The following is a 15125-nucleotide window of genomic DNA, read 5'->3' as shown; positions in this document are numbered from 1 at the left end:
GCCCTCCGATAGTCCCGACAATCCGGGTAATTCAATGATCGTCCTCCTGTTTCCGACCCATGCAGAAGGACTGATCCATGAGCAAACCGGCCTATCTCCCTGGCGCTGCCTGCCTGCTGGCTTTGGCGTGTAGCGCCAGCCATGGCGCACCGATGCCCTACTCCAACCTCATCGTATTTGGCGACAGCCTGCTTGATGCCGGCCAGTATCCTGATATCGATGGCCCAGCGGGTGCCACCAAACGGTTTACCAACCGGGTGGGTCCGCAATACCTGAACAACAACCGCGAGATTATCGGCCCGGTAAACTCCACCCTGCTGGGTGGCAAGCTGGGCATCGATGCCACCAACCTTTTACCCTCAACCTCCGTGTTCGCCCCGACGCTTGGCCAGCCCGACGGTAACAACTGGGCTACTGGCGGCAACACCACCGCCGATATCCTCGATTCAATCACCGGCAAATCCACGGTCAGCCTTGCCGGCGTGCCCTTGCGTCAACGGCCGGGCTACCTTGCATCGTCCGCCTTCAAAGCCGATCCCAAAGCGCTGTATTACCTCGATGGCGGTGCCAACGATTTTTTCAATAGCCTGGTAACCAGTCAGGCCACTGCCGCCGCAGCCGCCGCGCGCCTGACCGACAGCGTGCGCGCCCTGCAACAGGCCGGCGGCCGTTATCTGATGGTCTGGCTACTGCCCGATCTGGGCCTGACACCGCTCAACTATGGCAAGCCGCAACAAGCTGCCCTCAGCCAGTTGGTCGCGGCGTTCAATCAGGCGCTGGTCAGCCAGTTGGCCACGGTACCGGCGCAGATCATTCCGCTGAACATGCCGCGCCTGCTTAGTGAAATCATCGCCAACCCCGCCAGCTTCGGCATGATCACCGGCGCACCTTTGCTCACCACCTGCTTCAGCGGCAGTGAATGCACCGCCAACCCGACCTACGGACTGGGTGGCACCAGCCCGGACCCGAGCAAGCTGCTGTTCAACGACGGCGTTCACCCCACCAACGCCGGCCACCAGATCATTGCCGACTACGCCTACTCGCTGCTGGCCGCGCCCTGGGAACTCAGCCTGTTGCCACAAATGGCCAATGCCACTTTCAATGCCCAGGAAACCGCACTGCAAACCGCCTGGCAAAGTGATGCCGGTGCCTGGCAGCCGGTGGCCACTTGGCGTGCCATCGTCAACAGCGGCGGCCAGCGGCAGGACTTCGATGAGCAGGACAGCAGCGCCGCAGCCGATGGTCATCACTACGACCTGCAAGTGGGCGGCAGCTATCGCCTCAACGACGACTGGCGCGCCGGATTGCTGGCCGGTGCCTACCGCCAGAGCCTGAAGGTCGGCGAAGCGGATTCACGCTACAAACTCGACAGTTACCTGGGCAGCGCCTTTATGCAGTTCCAGCACAACAGCTGGTGGGCAGACGGCGCGTTGACCGGCGGCTATCTGAACTACCGCGACCTGCAACGGACCTTCGCCCTGGGTATCAACGACCGCGCCGAGCAAGGCGATACCCATGGCGCGCTCTGGGGCCTGAGCTCCCGCTTCGGCTATGACCTGGCAGCCGCCACCAGCCGCTGGCAGCTCGCGCCCTTTATCAGCGCGGCGTATTCGCGGGTCAGCGTCGATGGCTATGCCGAACAGGGTGAACGCTCGACCACCCTGCAGATCGACAGCCAGCACTTCACCAGCAAACGCCTGGGCGCAGGGTTACTCGGCAGCGTTCAGGTATTGCCGGGCACCCGCGTGTTTGCCGAAGTGGCCCACGAACATGAGTTCAACGCCGACACGCAAACCCTGACCATGAATCAGAAAAGCCTGCCCACCCTGCCCTACACCCTGGCCGGCTACCGGCCAGCGCAACAGCTCAACCGCCTGGCGCTGGGCGTCAACCAACAGCTCACGCCACAGCTGGCTTTGCAGGCCGGCTACAGCCTGAGCAAAACCGACGACCTCACCCAGCAGGGCGTCAACCTCGGGCTGAGCCTGAGCTTTTAAGCCGGGCCCGAAGAACAAAATCCCGTAGCCAAAAAAATCCCCGCCTAGGCGGGGATTTTGGTTTTCAGCCCGGCCTCAGGCGGCGACGAACAGCTCAGCAACCTGCTGGTTGGCAGCGGCCAGAGCTTGTGCACGCGGCTCTTCGCCGTAGGCCAGACCTTGGGCACGGACCACTTCGATATCAGTGATACCAAGGAAGCGCAGTACCAGTTGCAGGTAGTCTTCGTGGGCGATGCCACTGGCCTGACCGGCGTGGATACCGCCAGCAGTGGAAACGATCACCACTTTCTTGCCGCCGGCCAGACCTTTCGGGCCGTTCTCGTCGTAGGTGAAGGTTTTACCGGCGACGGCGATCCGGTCGATCCAGGCTTTCAGCTGGGTCGGCACGGTGAAGTTGTACATCGGCGCACCGATGACGATGGCGTCAGCAGCCAGGAATTCATTCAGGGTGGCTTCGGCCAGGTCGGCTTCGTGTTTTTGCGCAGCGTCGCGCAGTTCAGCTGGAGTACCGCCGGCTACCAGGCTGGCAGCGGACAGGTGGCTGAAGGCATCGTCGGCCAGATCGCGGTAGCTGACTTGAATGCCGGCTTCGCTGGCTTGCCAGGCGCTGACCACGGACTTGCTCAGTTGGCGGGAGGCCGAGTTGTCGCCGAGGATGCTCGAATCGATGTGCAGAAGTTTCATGGGGCGTTCTCCGAGTAAAGATCGCCGTGCGGCGATGGAATGTTGGCAATCCTACCGGTGAAACCAATAGCGTATTAGTCGGCAAAAATGTGATAGTTCGTCCCACTGGTAGGACGATACCTCCATTCAAGAGCCGTTATGCAAGATCTCAACGACCTGTTCTATTTCGCCAAAGTGGTGGAAGCCGGCGGTTTCGCGGCAGCCGGACGCCTGTTGGGCGTGCCCAAGTCGCGGCTGTCGCGGCGCATTGCCGAGCTGGAAGAGCGCCTTGGCGCCCGCCTGTTGCAACGCAGCACGCGCAAGCTGGCGCTGACCGATATCGGCGAGCACTACTACCGCCATTGCCAGACCATGATTCTCGCCGCCGATATGGCCGATGAAGCCGTGGCCACCCACTCCAGCGAGCCACGCGGGCGTTTGCGCGTGTCCTGTCCTACGGCGCTGGCCGAGTCCTACCTGTCGCCGATCATCAATGACTTCCTCGGCACTTACCCGCAGGTGCAGTTGGAGATCGTGTTGCTCAATCGCCGCGTCGATCTGCTGGCCGAAGGTATAGACGTTGCCCTGCGGGTACGCGACGAAGGCGACGAAGACCCCGCCCTGATCGCCCGCAAACTTCGCCCGGCCTCGGCTGTGCTGGTGGTTGCACCGTCGCTATTGGCCGGGCGCCAGATCGCCAACCTGCAAGACCTGCATTCACTGCCCGTGCTCGGGGCCCTCGACCCGGACCGCAAGGTGCACTTCCGCCTGGTGGACGCCCAAGGCAACAAACGTGAAATTGCCCTGGAGCCAAGGTTGGCCATCGAAGATTTCATGGTGCGCAAAAACGCCGCGCTGGCTGGCCTGGGCTTTACCATGCTGCCGCTGATGAATTGCCACGAAGAATTGGCCGACGGCCGTTTGCTGCAGTTGCTGCCGCAATGGAATCTGCCGGGCGGCTATCTGCAGGCGGTGTACCCCCATCGGCGCGGTATGCTGCCGGCGGTACGGGCCTGGATCGAACACATCACCGAGGCATTTCGCGGCGACTGGACCCTGCCGGTCTGACTGCCACCGATAAGGAATTCGCGATGAACACCGAAGAAACTGCGGCCTTTCTCTTGCAACTGCCTGGCGTGCGCGAGGACCTGAAATGGGGCGACAACCGAGTGTTCTCCGTGCAGCAGAACAAGATGGTCGCCATCATCAACTTTCTCGGCGAGGGCCTGGCGTTCAAGGTCGATAAGGACTTGTTTCTCGGCTATGTCGACCGCCCGGGTATCCGCCCTGCCCCCTATCTCGCCCGCGCCCACTGGATACGCCTGGATAAACCCGAGGTGGTAAGCAGCGCGGAACTGCAAGACCTGCTGAGGCGCTCCCACCAGCTTGTGGTGCGCAAATTGCCGAAGATCCGGCAGGCAGGGTTACTACTCGACCTGCCCTGACGCTGAAGCTTCTACTAACTGTCAGGTGCATTCCCGCACACCTTAACAATCGATCCTGCATCGCTGCGCCGCTCCAACAGAAATGATCGCTGCACGTTCATTTCTGTTGGAGCGATCTCATGAAAAATCTGTTTGCACTGTCCACCCTTCTGCTGGCCTTTGGCGGCTTGTCGAGTACCGCCGCAGCCGCTGACGCGCACTGGAGCTATGCAGGCCTCGACGGCCCCGAACATTGGGCCGACCTCGACCCTGCCAACGTGGCCTGCCGGGCCAGCAAATCCCAATCACCCATCAACATCGACACCGCGCAAAGCCAACGCACGCCATTGCCGCCATTGACCTTCAACTACAACAGCGGCAGCGCCGAGGTGGTCAACAATGGCCACACCATCCAGGTCAATGTGCCTGCTGGAAACCTGCTGAACGTGGGCGACGTGCAGGCTGGGCTGTTGCAGTTCCATTTCCATACGCCGAGCGAAGAACACTTCGATGGCAAAGCCTACCCAATGGATGCCCACCTGGTGCACCGGTCCGCCGATGGCGTGCTTTGGGTGGTCGCCGTGCAGTTCACAGAAGGCAAGGAAAACCAGGCACTCAAGCCCATCTTCGCGTACCTGCCTGGCACCGGTAAAAACCACGTGGTGACGGCGTTCGCCCCCAGTGCCCTGCTGCCCAACGACCCTGGCTACTACCGGTTCACCGGTTCGCTGACCACCCCGCCATGCAGCGACGGTGTGCGCTGGCAGGTGCTTAAACAACCGCTGGAGCTATCCAGGGAGCAGATTGACGCGTTCCGCGCGTTGTTCCCGATGAACGCCCGTCCGGTACAACCGCTGAACGGCCGTGTGATTGAAGTCAGCGAGTGATTGCCGCCGCACCTGCATTCAGCACCTGCGCACCGGCCTAAAAACCCGTCACCAGCCGAATCGCCCACCCCAGGTATTGCCCCTTGAGCAGCAGCCAATCCAGCCAAAGCAGTTGGTGGCCCAGAACAATCCCCCAGAACACCAGCTGGTAATCGACCTTGCGTGTCTTGTGTCGGTACAACTGTTGCGCCAACAAGGCACCCGGCCAGCCGCCGAGCAGCTCCAACAGGTGCAAGGTTTTTTCCGGCGTACGCCGCCCGCCGTCCATGGCGCGCTGTTTGTCGTGACCGTAGAAAACCACGGCCAGCAGGCTGGCAGACGGGTACAGGGCCAATGCCCAGATCCAGTGGTGGTAAACAAAGAGTTGCAGCGCGCCGAGCAAGGGCGCTGCACAGAGCACGGCAAATACCACCAGTTTGAAACCCAGCTGCTGCGGCACGGCCATGTTCGAGGGGCGGCGCGGGCGTTTTGGTGTCGCCGCCTTGACCGTTGGTTTTCTGGGTTTGATGCGGATGGCTGGCTGGTCCAGGCTCAGGCCTTGCAACCGCATATGCGAGGCGCACAGCCGCCCTTGCTCATCCTTGCCGGCGATATAAAACACCGCATCGCCGGCCTGCGGACGCCGCTCGCCGCGCATTGCGCTGATATGCACGAACACCGCAGGGCCACCGGCGTCCGGGGTGACAAAGCCAAAGCCTTTGTCATCGTTCCAACTTTTGATTGAGCCGCGTAGCTCCATGCCTTTGGCTCCTGCCGGGTCATTGAGCCGCGCAGCTTACAAGATCGTCGCGTATCTGTAGGAGCGGCTTCAGCCGCGATGCTCCCCATCTTAAAAGCATTGCGGCTGAGGCCACTCCTACGGGAGTGGCGACTCAATCAATTTCCGGATTTAACCTTGTTCCACAGCCGCGTGCGAATGCGGTCGGTGGCCAGTGGCATGGCTTCCAGGGCGAACATGGTTTTCAGGGTGTCCGCGCTGGGGTAGACCTTGGTGTCGTTTTTCAAGTCGGTACTCACCAGGCTGTCGGCCTTTTCATTGCCGTTGGCGTAGCGTACGTAGTCGCTGATCTGCGCCATCACCTTGGGGTCCAGCAGGTAGTTCATAAAGGCGTAAGCAGCTTTTTCATCCGGCGCGTCGACAGGCATGGAGACCATATCGAACCACATCGGCGCGCCCTCTTTGGGGATCACATAGCCGATGTCCACGCCATTGTTGGCCTCTTTGGCGCGGTTGGCGGCCTGCATGATGTCGCCGGAGAAACCGACGGCTACGCAGATTTCACCATTGGCCAGATCGGTGACGTACTTGGAGGAATGGAAGTAGCGCACGTAGGGGCGAATCTGCATCAGCACGGCTTCGGCTTTCTTGTAGTCGGCCGGGTCTTTGCTGTGGTGTGGCAAGCCCAGGTAATGCAGGGTGATCGGCAACACTTCCGGGCCGTTGTCGAGAATCGCCACGCCGCACTGGCTGAGCTTTTTCATGTTTTCGGGTTTGAGAATCAGGTCCCAGGAGTCCAGCGGTACATCGCCGAGCACGGCTTTGACCTTGGCCACGTTATAGCCAATGCCGGTGCTGCCCCACAGGTACGGGAAGCCGTGTTCGTTACCCGGGTCGTTGGTTTCCAGAGCCTTGAGCAGCACCGGGTTGAGGTTGTTCCAGTTCGGCAGCTGGCTTTTGTCGAGCTTCTTCAGCGCACCGCCCTGGATCTGCCGGGCCATAAAGTGGTTGGACGGAAACACCACGTCGTAACCGGATTTGCCGGTCATCAATTTGCCGTCGAGGGTTTCGTTGCTGTCGTACACGTCGTAGATCGGCGTGATGCCGCTGGCGGCCTGGAAGTTCTTCAGGGTGTCCGGCGCAATGTAGTCGGACCAGTTGTAGATTTTCACGGTGTCGGCAGCCTGGCTGACCGAGGCGACAAGCAGGAGCGGAGCAAAGAATTTAAGCATGACGTTTCTCTGTGTTTCTTGTTTTTAGAAGGTGTGTTGCAGGGCTAGCGGGCCGCCGGAATCGACGCCCCGCGCGCTTTGTCACTTGAAGATCAGTACGTAGGTTTTGCGCACGGTTTCCTGGATATCCCAGACACCCAGGGTATTGGCCGGCATCATCAGCGCATCGCCAGCCTTGATTTGCATGGGCTCACCGCCATCGGGGGTGAAGGTGCAGCGCCCGGCGATAATGTGGCAGAACTCCTGCGCGACGATCTGCCGACGCCAGACGCCTGGGGTGCATTCCCAGATGCCGGTTTCCACCGCGTCGTCGCGCTCGACGCTGGTGGTCGAGGCCACTGCCACGACTTCACTGAGCGGTACGGCGACCGGGAAGGATTCTTCGAGCACGGCGGCGGGGGTGTTTTTGAAGTGGGTGATGGTCATAGCGGCACTCGTTGTTTCGTAGGTTGATATCAGAAGCGCATCCCGTAGGACCGTGGGTGGTCATCAGTGCATAAAGCCTTCCATAAACTGCGCCAGGCCACTGGCAAAGCTACGGCGCCAGGGCGCGCTGCTGGGGTTGGCGAGAACTTTGTCTTCGTTGACGAAGCTTTTGATGATGGCGTTGTAGCCCAGCCAGCGGCAGGGTTCGGGTTCCCAGGTACGCAGGCCCTGGCGAATGCTGCTGTCCAGTTGCACCCAGGGCTGGCGGGTCAGCACGCTGGTTTCGCCAAGAATCAGCTGCGCCAGGGTGCGCCCGCCCAGGTTGCTGGCACCGACGCCCTCGCCGCCATAGCCACCAGACAGCGCCACCTGATTCTTGCGGTCGCAGATCATGTGCGGATGGAAGCTGCGCGACATGCCCAGGTTGCCGCCCCAGGAATGGGTGATGGGCACTTTTTTCAGGATCGGGAAGAGTTCGCCGAACAGGTAGCGCCGCAGTTGGATTTCATCCTCGCTGAGGCTGGCGTCCGCACGCAGCTTACCGCCGAACTTGTAGCCACCACGGGCACCGAACACCAGGCGATCATCCTTGGTGCGCTGACCATAGGTAACCTGGCGGCTGGCTTCGCTGAAAGCCTGACCACGCTCCAGACCGATCTCGGCCCAGGTGGCCGCCGGCAGCGGTGCGGTGGCGACGATCAGGCTTTGCACGGGCAGCAGGTGGTTGCCCAGCGGTGGCAATGTCACCGAATACCCTTCAATCGCCGGCACCACCCAGTTGGCCCGCACCTCGCCCTGGGCGGTACGCACCAGGCCGGGTTGCCAATGCTGAACGCGGCTTTGCTCGAAGATCTGTACGCCCATGCGCTCGACGGTACGGGCCAGACCGCGTACCAGTTTGGCCGGTTGGATGGTGGCGCAATGTGGGGTGTAGATGGCGCCGTAGGGCCTGGCCACGCGCAGTTGCTCATTCAGTTCGTTGACCGACAGCCAGCGGTAATCCGCCTCCGTCAGGCCCTGCTGATGCAGGCTGCGCAATTGCCCACGCAGACTGGTTTCCTGCTCTGGGTAGCGCGCGGCGGTATAGAGGATGCCGGCTTTGCGGTAGTCGCAATCGATGCCTTCACGCTGCAGCACCTGGCCGACTTCATCGGGAATGCCGTGCAGCAGGTCGAGGGACTCGCGCCGCGTGCTCGGCGTCAGCTCGGCAAGCAGACGGTCTTCGCCCAGCAGATTGCCCATCAGCCAGCCGCCATTACGCCCGGAGGCACCAAAGCCGGCAATCTCCGCTTCGAGCAGAACGATGCGCAGCTCCGGTGCCTGGCGCTTGAGGTAATAGGCAGTCCACAACGCGGTGTAGCCGGCACCGATAATCGCCACATCGGCGTCCACTGCACCCACCAGCGGCGCACGCGCAATCAACGGCTCGTCGAGCTGATCCATCCACAAACTAACGTTGCGCCATGCGCTCATGCCCAGCTCCAGTCTCGTCTTCGCCAACCAATGGCGCAGAGACTAGAGGCTAGATTCCCGGCTTGTCTTGCGCGCGGGCCCGCGCAGAAATTTGCGCGGAGGCCCGTTGCTGGCCGTTCTGTTTCAGATAGGCCTTGGGGGTAAGGCCGGTGTGCTGGCGGAAGCAGCTGTAAAAAGCCGACAGCGAATTGAAGCCGGCGGCGAACGCCAGTTCATCGATGCGCACCGGCGTCGTGGCCGTTTCCACCGCCGCCAGCAAGTGCTGCAGGCGCGCCTGGTTGACGTATCGGTAGAAGCTTTGCCCCAGCACCTGGTTGAGCAGGTAGGAAATCTGGTTGCGGCTGTAGCCCGTAGCCGTGGCCACCTGTTGCAGGTTCAGCTCAGCGTCCAGATAGGGCTGGTGTTGCTGGAAATAGTGCTGCAGGTCGTCGGCAAGAAAGCCCAGTTGCCGCGCCGACAGGCCCAGGCGGCTGATGGCCGGGCGCGAGTCGCCAGCTTGCGGGTTGGCGTCGCTGGCTTCGTGCATCAGCGAGGCGTATTCGTTGACCTGCCAGATCAGCCCGTCGCGCACGGTCAGCGCCTCGCTGGTACGAAACGACACCAGGCCCTCGCCGCCGCGCAAGGTGATGCGGTATTGGATAAAGGCGGTGTCGCCGTCCACGCGAATGCGGTCGCTGTGTTCCAGCGCTTCTTCCGGATCGCGGGGCATGGTGGCGCGCACGTACTCGCGCAGGTCATCAAGCAGCAGCACCCGGTTCTGGAAGAAATCGTGGTATTCGACCTCGGGGTGATAGAGCGCCAGCACCCCTTCCAGGTCGCGGTTCTTCCAGCAAAGGTGGTAGCGCAGCACCACGTCACGGGTGAGTTCGGTTTGCTCCGGGCGGTCGAAACGCTCGGTGGGCGAAACCGGAAAGCTGGGGCTGCGGGTCATTTCTTCTACCTGACTACATGGCACCGGTACGGGCCGGATAGCTTACGGCTGGGCGGCGCTCCAATCTATCCAACCGAATTGCCAGGTGGCCAGAATCAGCAGACCAAACGCGATGCGGTACCAGGCAAACATGGCGTAGCTGTGGTTGGCGATAAACTTCAGCAGACCGCGCACGGCGATCATGGCGAAGATAAAGGCAGTGACGAAACCGATGGCGAACACCGGCAGGTCGCTCTGCTGGAACAGGTCACGGTACTTGTAACCCGAGTACACCGCGGCACCCACCATGGTCGGCATGGCCAGGAAGAACGAGAACTCGGTGGCGGTCTTGCGCGACAGGCCGAACAGCAGGCCGCCGATAATGGTGGCACCGGAACGCGAGGTACCGGGGATCATCGCCAGGCACTGGGCTAAGCCGACCTTGAGGGCATCTTTCCAGGTCATTTCATCCACCGTCTCGGCATGCACCGCATGCTGGCGGCGCTCGGCCCACAGCATGATCACGCCGCCAACCACCAGGGCCGCAGCCACGGTGATGGGGTTGAACAGGTAGTGGTGGATCAGGTCGGCGAAGATCACGCCGAGAATCACCGCCGGGAAGAACGCGATCAGCAGGTTGCCGGTAAAGCGCTGAGCCTGACGATCCTTGGGCAAGCCCAACACCACATCGAAGATCTTTTTGCGGAACTCCCAGACCACCGCCAGGATGGCGCCGAGCTGGATGATGATATTGAACGCCATGGCCCGCTCACCACCGAAGTTCAGCAGGTCGGCGACGATAATCTGGTGCCCGGTACTGGAAATCGGCAGGAACTCGGTGAGCCCTTCGACAATACCCAGAATCAACGCCTGCGCAGCGCTCCAAAGATCCATGCAACTTCCCCCATGGGCGATGCTCCGCATCGCCAGATAAATGTTGTCGACGAACAAGGTGTCGGCAGAAAAAAAACCAAGACCAACCACGGTCGGTAGAGCGTCAAGCGCTTGGGAATGCCGCTTTGGCGCGGAAATGTAGCAGACAACTTACCGCGATGCTGCTGCCTTTAAGCACATTTCCCCTGTAGTGTTGCAAAGCCATCTGCAACGCCTACTTTCAAGGCAGTACAACTACAAAAATGCCTGGAGCTTCCCATCATGCAAAGCCTGCGCAAACTACCGATTCATAGTCGGCTGTGGCTGATTCTGGCCGTCGCCCTGGTCATGCTGGTCAGCCTCGGCTTGCTGATGCTGCAGCAGATCAACCACGACCTGTACAGCGCCAAGGTTCAAAAGACCCAACATGTGGTGCAAAGTGCCGCCGGCGTGCTGACTTATTTTCACAGCCTGGAGACCGCCGGCACCCTCACCCGCGAGCAGGCACAGAAACAGGCCATGGAAGCGGTACGCGGTTTGCGCTATGCCAAGGATGACTACTTCTGGATCAACGACCTGGGTCCGAAGATGGTCATGCACCCCACCAATCCGAAACTGGAAGGCCAGGACCTCAGCGGCCTGAAAGACCCGGACGGCAAATTCCTGTTCAACGAGATGGTCACCATCGCCAAGGCCAAAGGTGCCGGCATGGTTGCTTACCGCTGGCCGAAACCGGGGGCCAGCGAGCCGGTGCCGAAGATTTCCTATGTGCAGCTGTTCGAGCCCTGGGGCTGGATTGTCGGCTCGGGGGTGTATATCGATGATATGCAGGCCGAGTTCCGTGAGCAGGCGATGCGCGCCTCCATGCTGGGCATCGGCATCGCCGTGTTGATGGCGCTGCTGGTGCTGTATATCAGCCGCAGCATCACCCGCCCGCTGCGCGAGGTGGTCAGCGCCATGGCCAATATCGCCAGTGGCGAAGGCGACCTGACGCGCAGCCTGACCAGCGACGGCCAGGATGAGCTGGCCGCCCTGGCCAAGCACTTCAATACCTTCACCAGCAAACTGCGCCTGACCATCAGCCAGATGCTGCAAGCGGCCACCGCGCTCAATCAGTCCGCCGACACCCTTGGCGGCGTGGCCGATAAATCCCAGCAGGACAGCCAGCAACAAGCCATGCAGATGGAACAGGTGGCCACCGCTATTAATGAGGTCACATACGCCGTGCAGGATGTGGCGAAAAACGCCGAGCAGGCTTCCTCCGAAGTACAAGGTGCCGAGAGCAATGCGCAGCAGGGGCAGGCCAATATCGAACGTAGTCTGCAGCAGATCGACAAGCTCTCTGGCACCATTGGCGAAGCGGTGGAAGTGATCCGGAACCTGGCTCAGGAAACAACCCAGATCGGTGGTGTGCTGGAAGTGATACGCTCCATCGCCGAACAGACCAACCTCCTCGCCCTGAACGCCGCCATCGAAGCAGCGCGGGCCGGAGAACAGGGGCGCGGGTTCGCCGTGGTGGCCGATGAGGTTCGCCTGCTGGCCCAGCGTACACAGAAGTCGACCGCCGAAATCCAAGTGATGATCGAACGCCTGCAAACCAATTCGGAAGCGGCCGTAAACGTCATCAACGAAAGCAGCAAGGCCTCGCAACTGACCGTCGAACAGGCGCGCCAGGCGGGGGAAAGTCTGGACCAGATCAGCCAGTCGCTACGCAACCTGACCAGCCTCAATGCCTCCATCGCCAGCGCCACGTTGCAGCAGGCGCATGTGGTCGAGGACATCAATCAGAACGTCACCGACGCGGCCAGTCTGGCGCACAACACGGCGATGGCCGCCGAGCAATCGAGCAGTGCCAGCCAACACCTGAATCAACTGGCCGATGAATTGAACCGGCTATTGCGCCAATTCCGCGTATGAGGACTGCATGACGAACATGGAACACCAGGAGATCAATCTCCAACAGCCGGAAAACCAGGATCTGATCTGGGATATGGAGAGCATGGCCCGCCGCGAGCTGGCCGAGCGCTTCATCCGCCTGTTCGAGAACCGCTTCTGCGTGTATTCCGAGTCGGTGCGTCAGCTGTACACCAACTACACCCTGCACTTCCCCACCGATCTGGGCCGCAAGATGGTGGTGCTGCCCAATGCCTACGCCTTCCACGACACCCTGCACGGCATCGACGCCGCTGCGGTGCGCAAAACCGGCTTGTGCGTGCTGCCCGGGGTGTTGGTGGGCAAGCCCGGGCTGCTCCTCAGCACGGAAATGAAAGACGACGGCAGTACGCCCAAGACCATGCCGTTCAAACCGGCACTGGCGCAGATCATCAACAGCCAGAAAAAGCTCGGCGACGTGTTCTTGCCGATCATGATGAAGGGTGACTTGCGCGAGTTCGACCAGCAGATGCCCTATATCCACCTGCACCGTTTGCAGGTTAACAAGCTCACTCACCTGTCCACCTTCGAACGCGACGATATCCACCAGACCATCACCCGCAAGATGCTGATGCTGTATCGGCAGGCGGATAGTTTGGTGTGTTAGGCCCCAACAGCATCGCGGCTGAAGCCGCTCCTACGGACTGGGCGATCTTGTAGGAGCGGCTTTTTGCCGCGATGCTTTTAATCAGTCCTGGCTAACCGCACCAATCTTGTGAATCGACAGATCCGCTCCGTAATACTCATCTTCCTGGTTCAAGCGAATCCCCGCCGTCGCCTTCAGCACGCCATACACCAGCAAGCCACCGAGCAGCGCCACGATCACGCCCAGGCCAGTGCCGATCAACTGGCTGATCAGGCTCACGCCGCCCAGGCCACCGAGCGCCTGCTGGCCGAAGACCCCGCAGGCAATCCCGCCCCAGACACCGCACAGGCCATGCAATGGCCATACGCCGAGCACATCGTCGATACGCCATTTCACCTGGGTGGCGGTAAAGGCCCAGACAAACAAGGCACCGGCCACCAGCCCGGTGATCAGCGCGCCCACCGGATGCATCAGGTCAGAGCCGGCGCAGATCGCCACCAGACCCGCCAAGGGGCCATTGTGCAAAAAGCCCGGGTCGTTACGCCCGACGAACAGCGCCGCAAGCGTGCCGCCGACCATCGCCATCAGCGAATTCACTGCCACCAGGCCGCTGACGCCTGGCAGGGCCTGCGCACTCATTACGTTAAAGCCGAACCAGCCGACGATAAGAATCCACGAGCCCAGGGCCAGGAACGGGATATTCGACGGGGCAAAGGCCACCAGCTTGCCGTCGCGGTAGCGACCATTGCGCTTGCCCAACAGCAGCACGGCACCCAAGGCCAGCCAGCCGCCCATGGCATGTACCACCACGGAACCGGCGAAATCATGGAAGCTGGCGCCAAAGCGCTTCGCCAACCAGACTTGCAGACCAAAGTTGCCGTTCCAGATCAGGCCTTCGAAAAACGGATAGATAAAGGCCACGATCAGCAGCGTGGCGCACAGCTGCGGGCCGAACTTGGCGCGCTCGGCAATGCCACCGGAGATAATCGCCGGGATTGCCGCGGCAAAAGTCAGCAGAAAAAAGAACTTCACCAGGGCGTAGCCGTGCTCAACGGCCAACTGGCTGGTGGGTACCAGAAAGGTCACGCCATAGGCCACCCAGTAGCCGACAAAAAAGTACGCCAGGGCCGACATGGCGAAGTCAGAAATGATCTTCGATAAGGCATTCACTTGGTTCTTTTGCCGGACTGTGCCAACTTCCAGAAAAGCGAACCCGGCATGCATGGCCAACACCATGACCGCGCCAAGCAGAATGAACACCGTGTTGGAACCCGAGATCAGGGTTTGCACGGCGCTGTTGAGGTTTTCCATCGATGAAGCGACTCCGGCAGCGAAAAAGCACCAAAGCAGCTCAACGCTCCTATGTACGCACCATGATGACGCCGCAACGCACCAGTTCTGCTCAGCGGCACGAACCGATTTAGTACCAGGGAAACGGGCAGGAAAATTGAGCGGTTAGTTCTTTTCTTTATTTTTCATTCGGTTGAGCAACACTGTTGCCACCTTGTTCAAGGGCTGAAATGCGCGATTACGGCGCAAATCCAGCCCACTCCGCACCAGCGGAATGCAAGCGCTATACCAAGCGTTCCAGGCCACTAGGCTGGATCGCGCGGGTACCGGTAGATGGAACCATCCATCCGGCCGGCGACTCGAACCCCAAAGACCTCAATCAAGGAGATTCACTATGGTTAGCAAGGCCAACGAACGCGCCCAGGAAGAGCTTGTCGCCGAATTCCAGGCACTGATTGCCGACACCGAAAAGCTCCTCGACCACACCGCCAGCCTGGCCGGTGCCGAAGCCGATGAATTGCGTCTGAGCATCCACGACAGCCTCAAACGCGCCCGCGACACCCTGCAACTCACCGAACATTCAGTACGCGAACGCGCCGAGGAAGCGGTCGCCAGCGCCGAGGCCTATGTGCAGCAGAACCCATGGCAGTCGGTCGGCATCGCTGCCGGCGTTGGCTTCCTGCTCGGCCTGCTGGCCTCGCGTCGCTAACCATG

General features: G+C 61.0%; 15 protein-coding genes and 1 pseudogene. 8 read left to right on the top strand and 8 right to left on the bottom strand.

Annotation, left to right across the window (positions count from 1 at the left end; all coding sequences use genetic code 11):
* Positions 1 to 77: 77 nt before the first annotated feature.
* Positions 78 to 1997, top strand: a complete 1920-nt coding sequence (locus ACVW0Y_RS11150) for an autotransporter domain-containing protein (protein WP_457438292.1) — start codon at positions 78 to 80, stop codon at positions 1995 to 1997.
* A 75-nt stretch (positions 1998 to 2072) separates the two neighbouring features.
* Here ACVW0Y_RS11150 and ACVW0Y_RS11145 read toward each other — a convergent pair whose 3' ends face one another.
* Entirely contained in the window at positions 2073 to 2681 is a 609-nt protein-coding gene (locus tag ACVW0Y_RS11145) for an FMN-dependent NADH-azoreductase (protein ID WP_457438291.1), read from the bottom strand.
* Between the two features lie 138 nt (positions 2682 to 2819).
* Here ACVW0Y_RS11145 and ACVW0Y_RS11140 point away from each other — a divergent pair, with 138 nt between their 5' ends.
* From ACVW0Y_RS11140 to ACVW0Y_RS11130, 3 genes are all read left to right on the top strand, one after another.
* A complete protein-coding gene (locus ACVW0Y_RS11140) occupies positions 2820 to 3728 on the top strand; it encodes a LysR substrate-binding domain-containing protein (protein ID WP_457438290.1) in 909 nt (302 codons plus the stop codon).
* Positions 3729 to 3751: 23 nt separating this feature from the next.
* On the top strand, positions 3752 to 4105 hold the full coding sequence (locus ACVW0Y_RS11135) for an MmcQ/YjbR family DNA-binding protein (RefSeq protein ID WP_457438288.1): 354 nt from the start codon (positions 3752 to 3754) through the stop codon (positions 4103 to 4105).
* 119 nt (positions 4106 to 4224) lie between these two features.
* Positions 4225 to 4971, top strand: coding sequence for a carbonic anhydrase (locus ACVW0Y_RS11130; protein WP_457438287.1), 747 nt, complete (start codon positions 4225 to 4227; stop codon positions 4969 to 4971).
* 37 nt (positions 4972 to 5008) lie between these two features.
* Here the strand turns inward: ACVW0Y_RS11130 and ACVW0Y_RS11125 are convergent, their stop codons facing one another.
* From ACVW0Y_RS11125 to ACVW0Y_RS11100, 6 genes are all read right to left on the bottom strand, one after another.
* The gene (locus ACVW0Y_RS11125; protein WP_457438285.1) at positions 5009 to 5710 is read right to left on the bottom strand and encodes a DUF1294 domain-containing protein; all 702 of its coding nucleotides are present in this window, start codon (positions 5708 to 5710) and stop codon (positions 5009 to 5011) included.
* A gap of 137 nt (positions 5711 to 5847) precedes the next feature.
* Positions 5848 to 6921 (bottom strand): polyamine ABC transporter substrate-binding protein, encoded by a 1074-nt coding sequence (locus ACVW0Y_RS11120; protein ID WP_457438283.1) that lies wholly within the window; start codon positions 6919 to 6921, stop codon positions 5848 to 5850.
* Between the two features lie 81 nt (positions 6922 to 7002).
* Positions 7003 to 7347 (bottom strand): cupin domain-containing protein, encoded by a 345-nt coding sequence (locus ACVW0Y_RS11115; RefSeq protein ID WP_457438282.1) that lies wholly within the window; start codon positions 7345 to 7347, stop codon positions 7003 to 7005.
* Between the two features lie 63 nt (positions 7348 to 7410).
* Positions 7411 to 8820, bottom strand: a complete 1410-nt coding sequence (locus ACVW0Y_RS11110) for an NAD(P)/FAD-dependent oxidoreductase (protein ID WP_457438280.1) — start codon at positions 8818 to 8820, stop codon at positions 7411 to 7413.
* A 49-nt stretch (positions 8821 to 8869) separates the two neighbouring features.
* Complete coding sequence (locus tag ACVW0Y_RS11105; RefSeq protein ID WP_457438278.1) at positions 8870 to 9751, bottom strand: helix-turn-helix domain-containing protein; 882 nt, start codon at positions 9749 to 9751, stop codon at positions 8870 to 8872.
* A gap of 42 nt (positions 9752 to 9793) precedes the next feature.
* Entirely contained in the window at positions 9794 to 10624 is an 831-nt protein-coding gene (locus ACVW0Y_RS11100) for an undecaprenyl-diphosphate phosphatase (protein ID WP_457438276.1), read from the bottom strand.
* 261 nt (positions 10625 to 10885) lie between these two features.
* On the opposite strand from ACVW0Y_RS11100, the pseudogene ACVW0Y_RS11095 reads away from it, so the two are divergent.
* The 3 genes and pseudogenes from ACVW0Y_RS11095 to ACVW0Y_RS11085 form a co-directional block, all read left to right on the top strand.
* Positions 10886 to 11662: pseudogene (locus tag ACVW0Y_RS11095) on the top strand (cache domain-containing protein); the annotation flags it as partial.
* Between the two features lie 27 nt (positions 11663 to 11689).
* Positions 11690 to 12520 carry a methyl-accepting chemotaxis protein gene (locus tag ACVW0Y_RS11090; protein ID WP_457438480.1) on the top strand — a complete coding sequence of 277 codons (831 nt, stop codon included), beginning with the start codon at positions 11690 to 11692 and terminating at the stop codon, positions 12518 to 12520.
* A gap of 7 nt (positions 12521 to 12527) precedes the next feature.
* On the top strand, positions 12528 to 13142 hold the full coding sequence (locus ACVW0Y_RS11085) for a hypothetical protein (RefSeq protein WP_457438274.1): 615 nt from the start codon (positions 12528 to 12530) through the stop codon (positions 13140 to 13142).
* An 81-nt stretch (positions 13143 to 13223) separates the two neighbouring features.
* Here ACVW0Y_RS11085 and ACVW0Y_RS11080 read toward each other — a convergent pair whose 3' ends face one another.
* On the bottom strand, positions 13224 to 14432 hold the full coding sequence (locus tag ACVW0Y_RS11080) for an ammonium transporter (protein WP_457438273.1): 1209 nt from the start codon (positions 14430 to 14432) through the stop codon (positions 13224 to 13226).
* Between the two features lie 373 nt (positions 14433 to 14805).
* Between ACVW0Y_RS11080 and ACVW0Y_RS11075 the strand changes: the two genes are divergently transcribed.
* The gene (locus ACVW0Y_RS11075) at positions 14806 to 15120 is read left to right on the top strand and encodes a DUF883 family protein (RefSeq protein ID WP_457438271.1); all 315 of its coding nucleotides are present in this window, start codon (positions 14806 to 14808) and stop codon (positions 15118 to 15120) included.
* The last annotated feature ends 5 nt before the right edge of the window (positions 15121 to 15125 follow it).

Source organism: Pseudomonas sp. TE3786 (assembly GCF_054057335.1).
This window is presented reverse-complemented; position numbering and strand designations above follow the sequence as displayed.

What these genes read in the sequence shown, in the direction of transcription:
- ACVW0Y_RS11150 (WP_457438292.1), top strand. Translation starts at nt 78, where the DNA reads ATGAGCAAACCGGCCTATCTCCCTGGCGCTGCCTGCCTGCTGGCTTTG.
- ACVW0Y_RS11145 (WP_457438291.1), bottom strand. Translation starts at nt 2,681, where the DNA reads ATGAAACTTCTGCACATCGATTCGAGCATCCTCGGCGACAACTCGGCC.
- ACVW0Y_RS11140 (WP_457438290.1), top strand. Translation starts at nt 2,820, where the DNA reads ATGCAAGATCTCAACGACCTGTTCTATTTCGCCAAAGTGGTGGAAGCC.
- ACVW0Y_RS11135 (WP_457438288.1), top strand. Translation starts at nt 3,752, where the DNA reads ATGAACACCGAAGAAACTGCGGCCTTTCTCTTGCAACTGCCTGGCGTG.
- ACVW0Y_RS11130 (WP_457438287.1), top strand. Translation starts at nt 4,225, where the DNA reads ATGAAAAATCTGTTTGCACTGTCCACCCTTCTGCTGGCCTTTGGCGGC.
- ACVW0Y_RS11125 (WP_457438285.1), bottom strand. Translation starts at nt 5,710, where the DNA reads ATGGAGCTACGCGGCTCAATCAAAAGTTGGAACGATGACAAAGGCTTT.
- ACVW0Y_RS11120 (WP_457438283.1), bottom strand. Translation starts at nt 6,921, where the DNA reads ATGCTTAAATTCTTTGCTCCGCTCCTGCTTGTCGCCTCGGTCAGCCAG.
- ACVW0Y_RS11115 (WP_457438282.1), bottom strand. Translation starts at nt 7,347, where the DNA reads ATGACCATCACCCACTTCAAAAACACCCCCGCCGCCGTGCTCGAAGAA.
- ACVW0Y_RS11110 (WP_457438280.1), bottom strand. Translation starts at nt 8,820, where the DNA reads ATGAGCGCATGGCGCAACGTTAGTTTGTGGATGGATCAGCTCGACGAG.
- ACVW0Y_RS11105 (WP_457438278.1), bottom strand. Translation starts at nt 9,751, where the DNA reads ATGACCCGCAGCCCCAGCTTTCCGGTTTCGCCCACCGAGCGTTTCGAC.
- ACVW0Y_RS11100 (WP_457438276.1), bottom strand. Translation starts at nt 10,624, where the DNA reads ATGGATCTTTGGAGCGCTGCGCAGGCGTTGATTCTGGGTATTGTCGAA.
- ACVW0Y_RS11090 (WP_457438480.1), top strand. Translation starts at nt 11,690, where the DNA reads ATGCTGCAAGCGGCCACCGCGCTCAATCAGTCCGCCGACACCCTTGGC.
- ACVW0Y_RS11085 (WP_457438274.1), top strand. Translation starts at nt 12,528, where the DNA reads ATGACGAACATGGAACACCAGGAGATCAATCTCCAACAGCCGGAAAAC.
- ACVW0Y_RS11080 (WP_457438273.1), bottom strand. Translation starts at nt 14,432, where the DNA reads ATGGAAAACCTCAACAGCGCCGTGCAAACCCTGATCTCGGGTTCCAAC.
- ACVW0Y_RS11075 (WP_457438271.1), top strand. Translation starts at nt 14,806, where the DNA reads ATGGTTAGCAAGGCCAACGAACGCGCCCAGGAAGAGCTTGTCGCCGAA.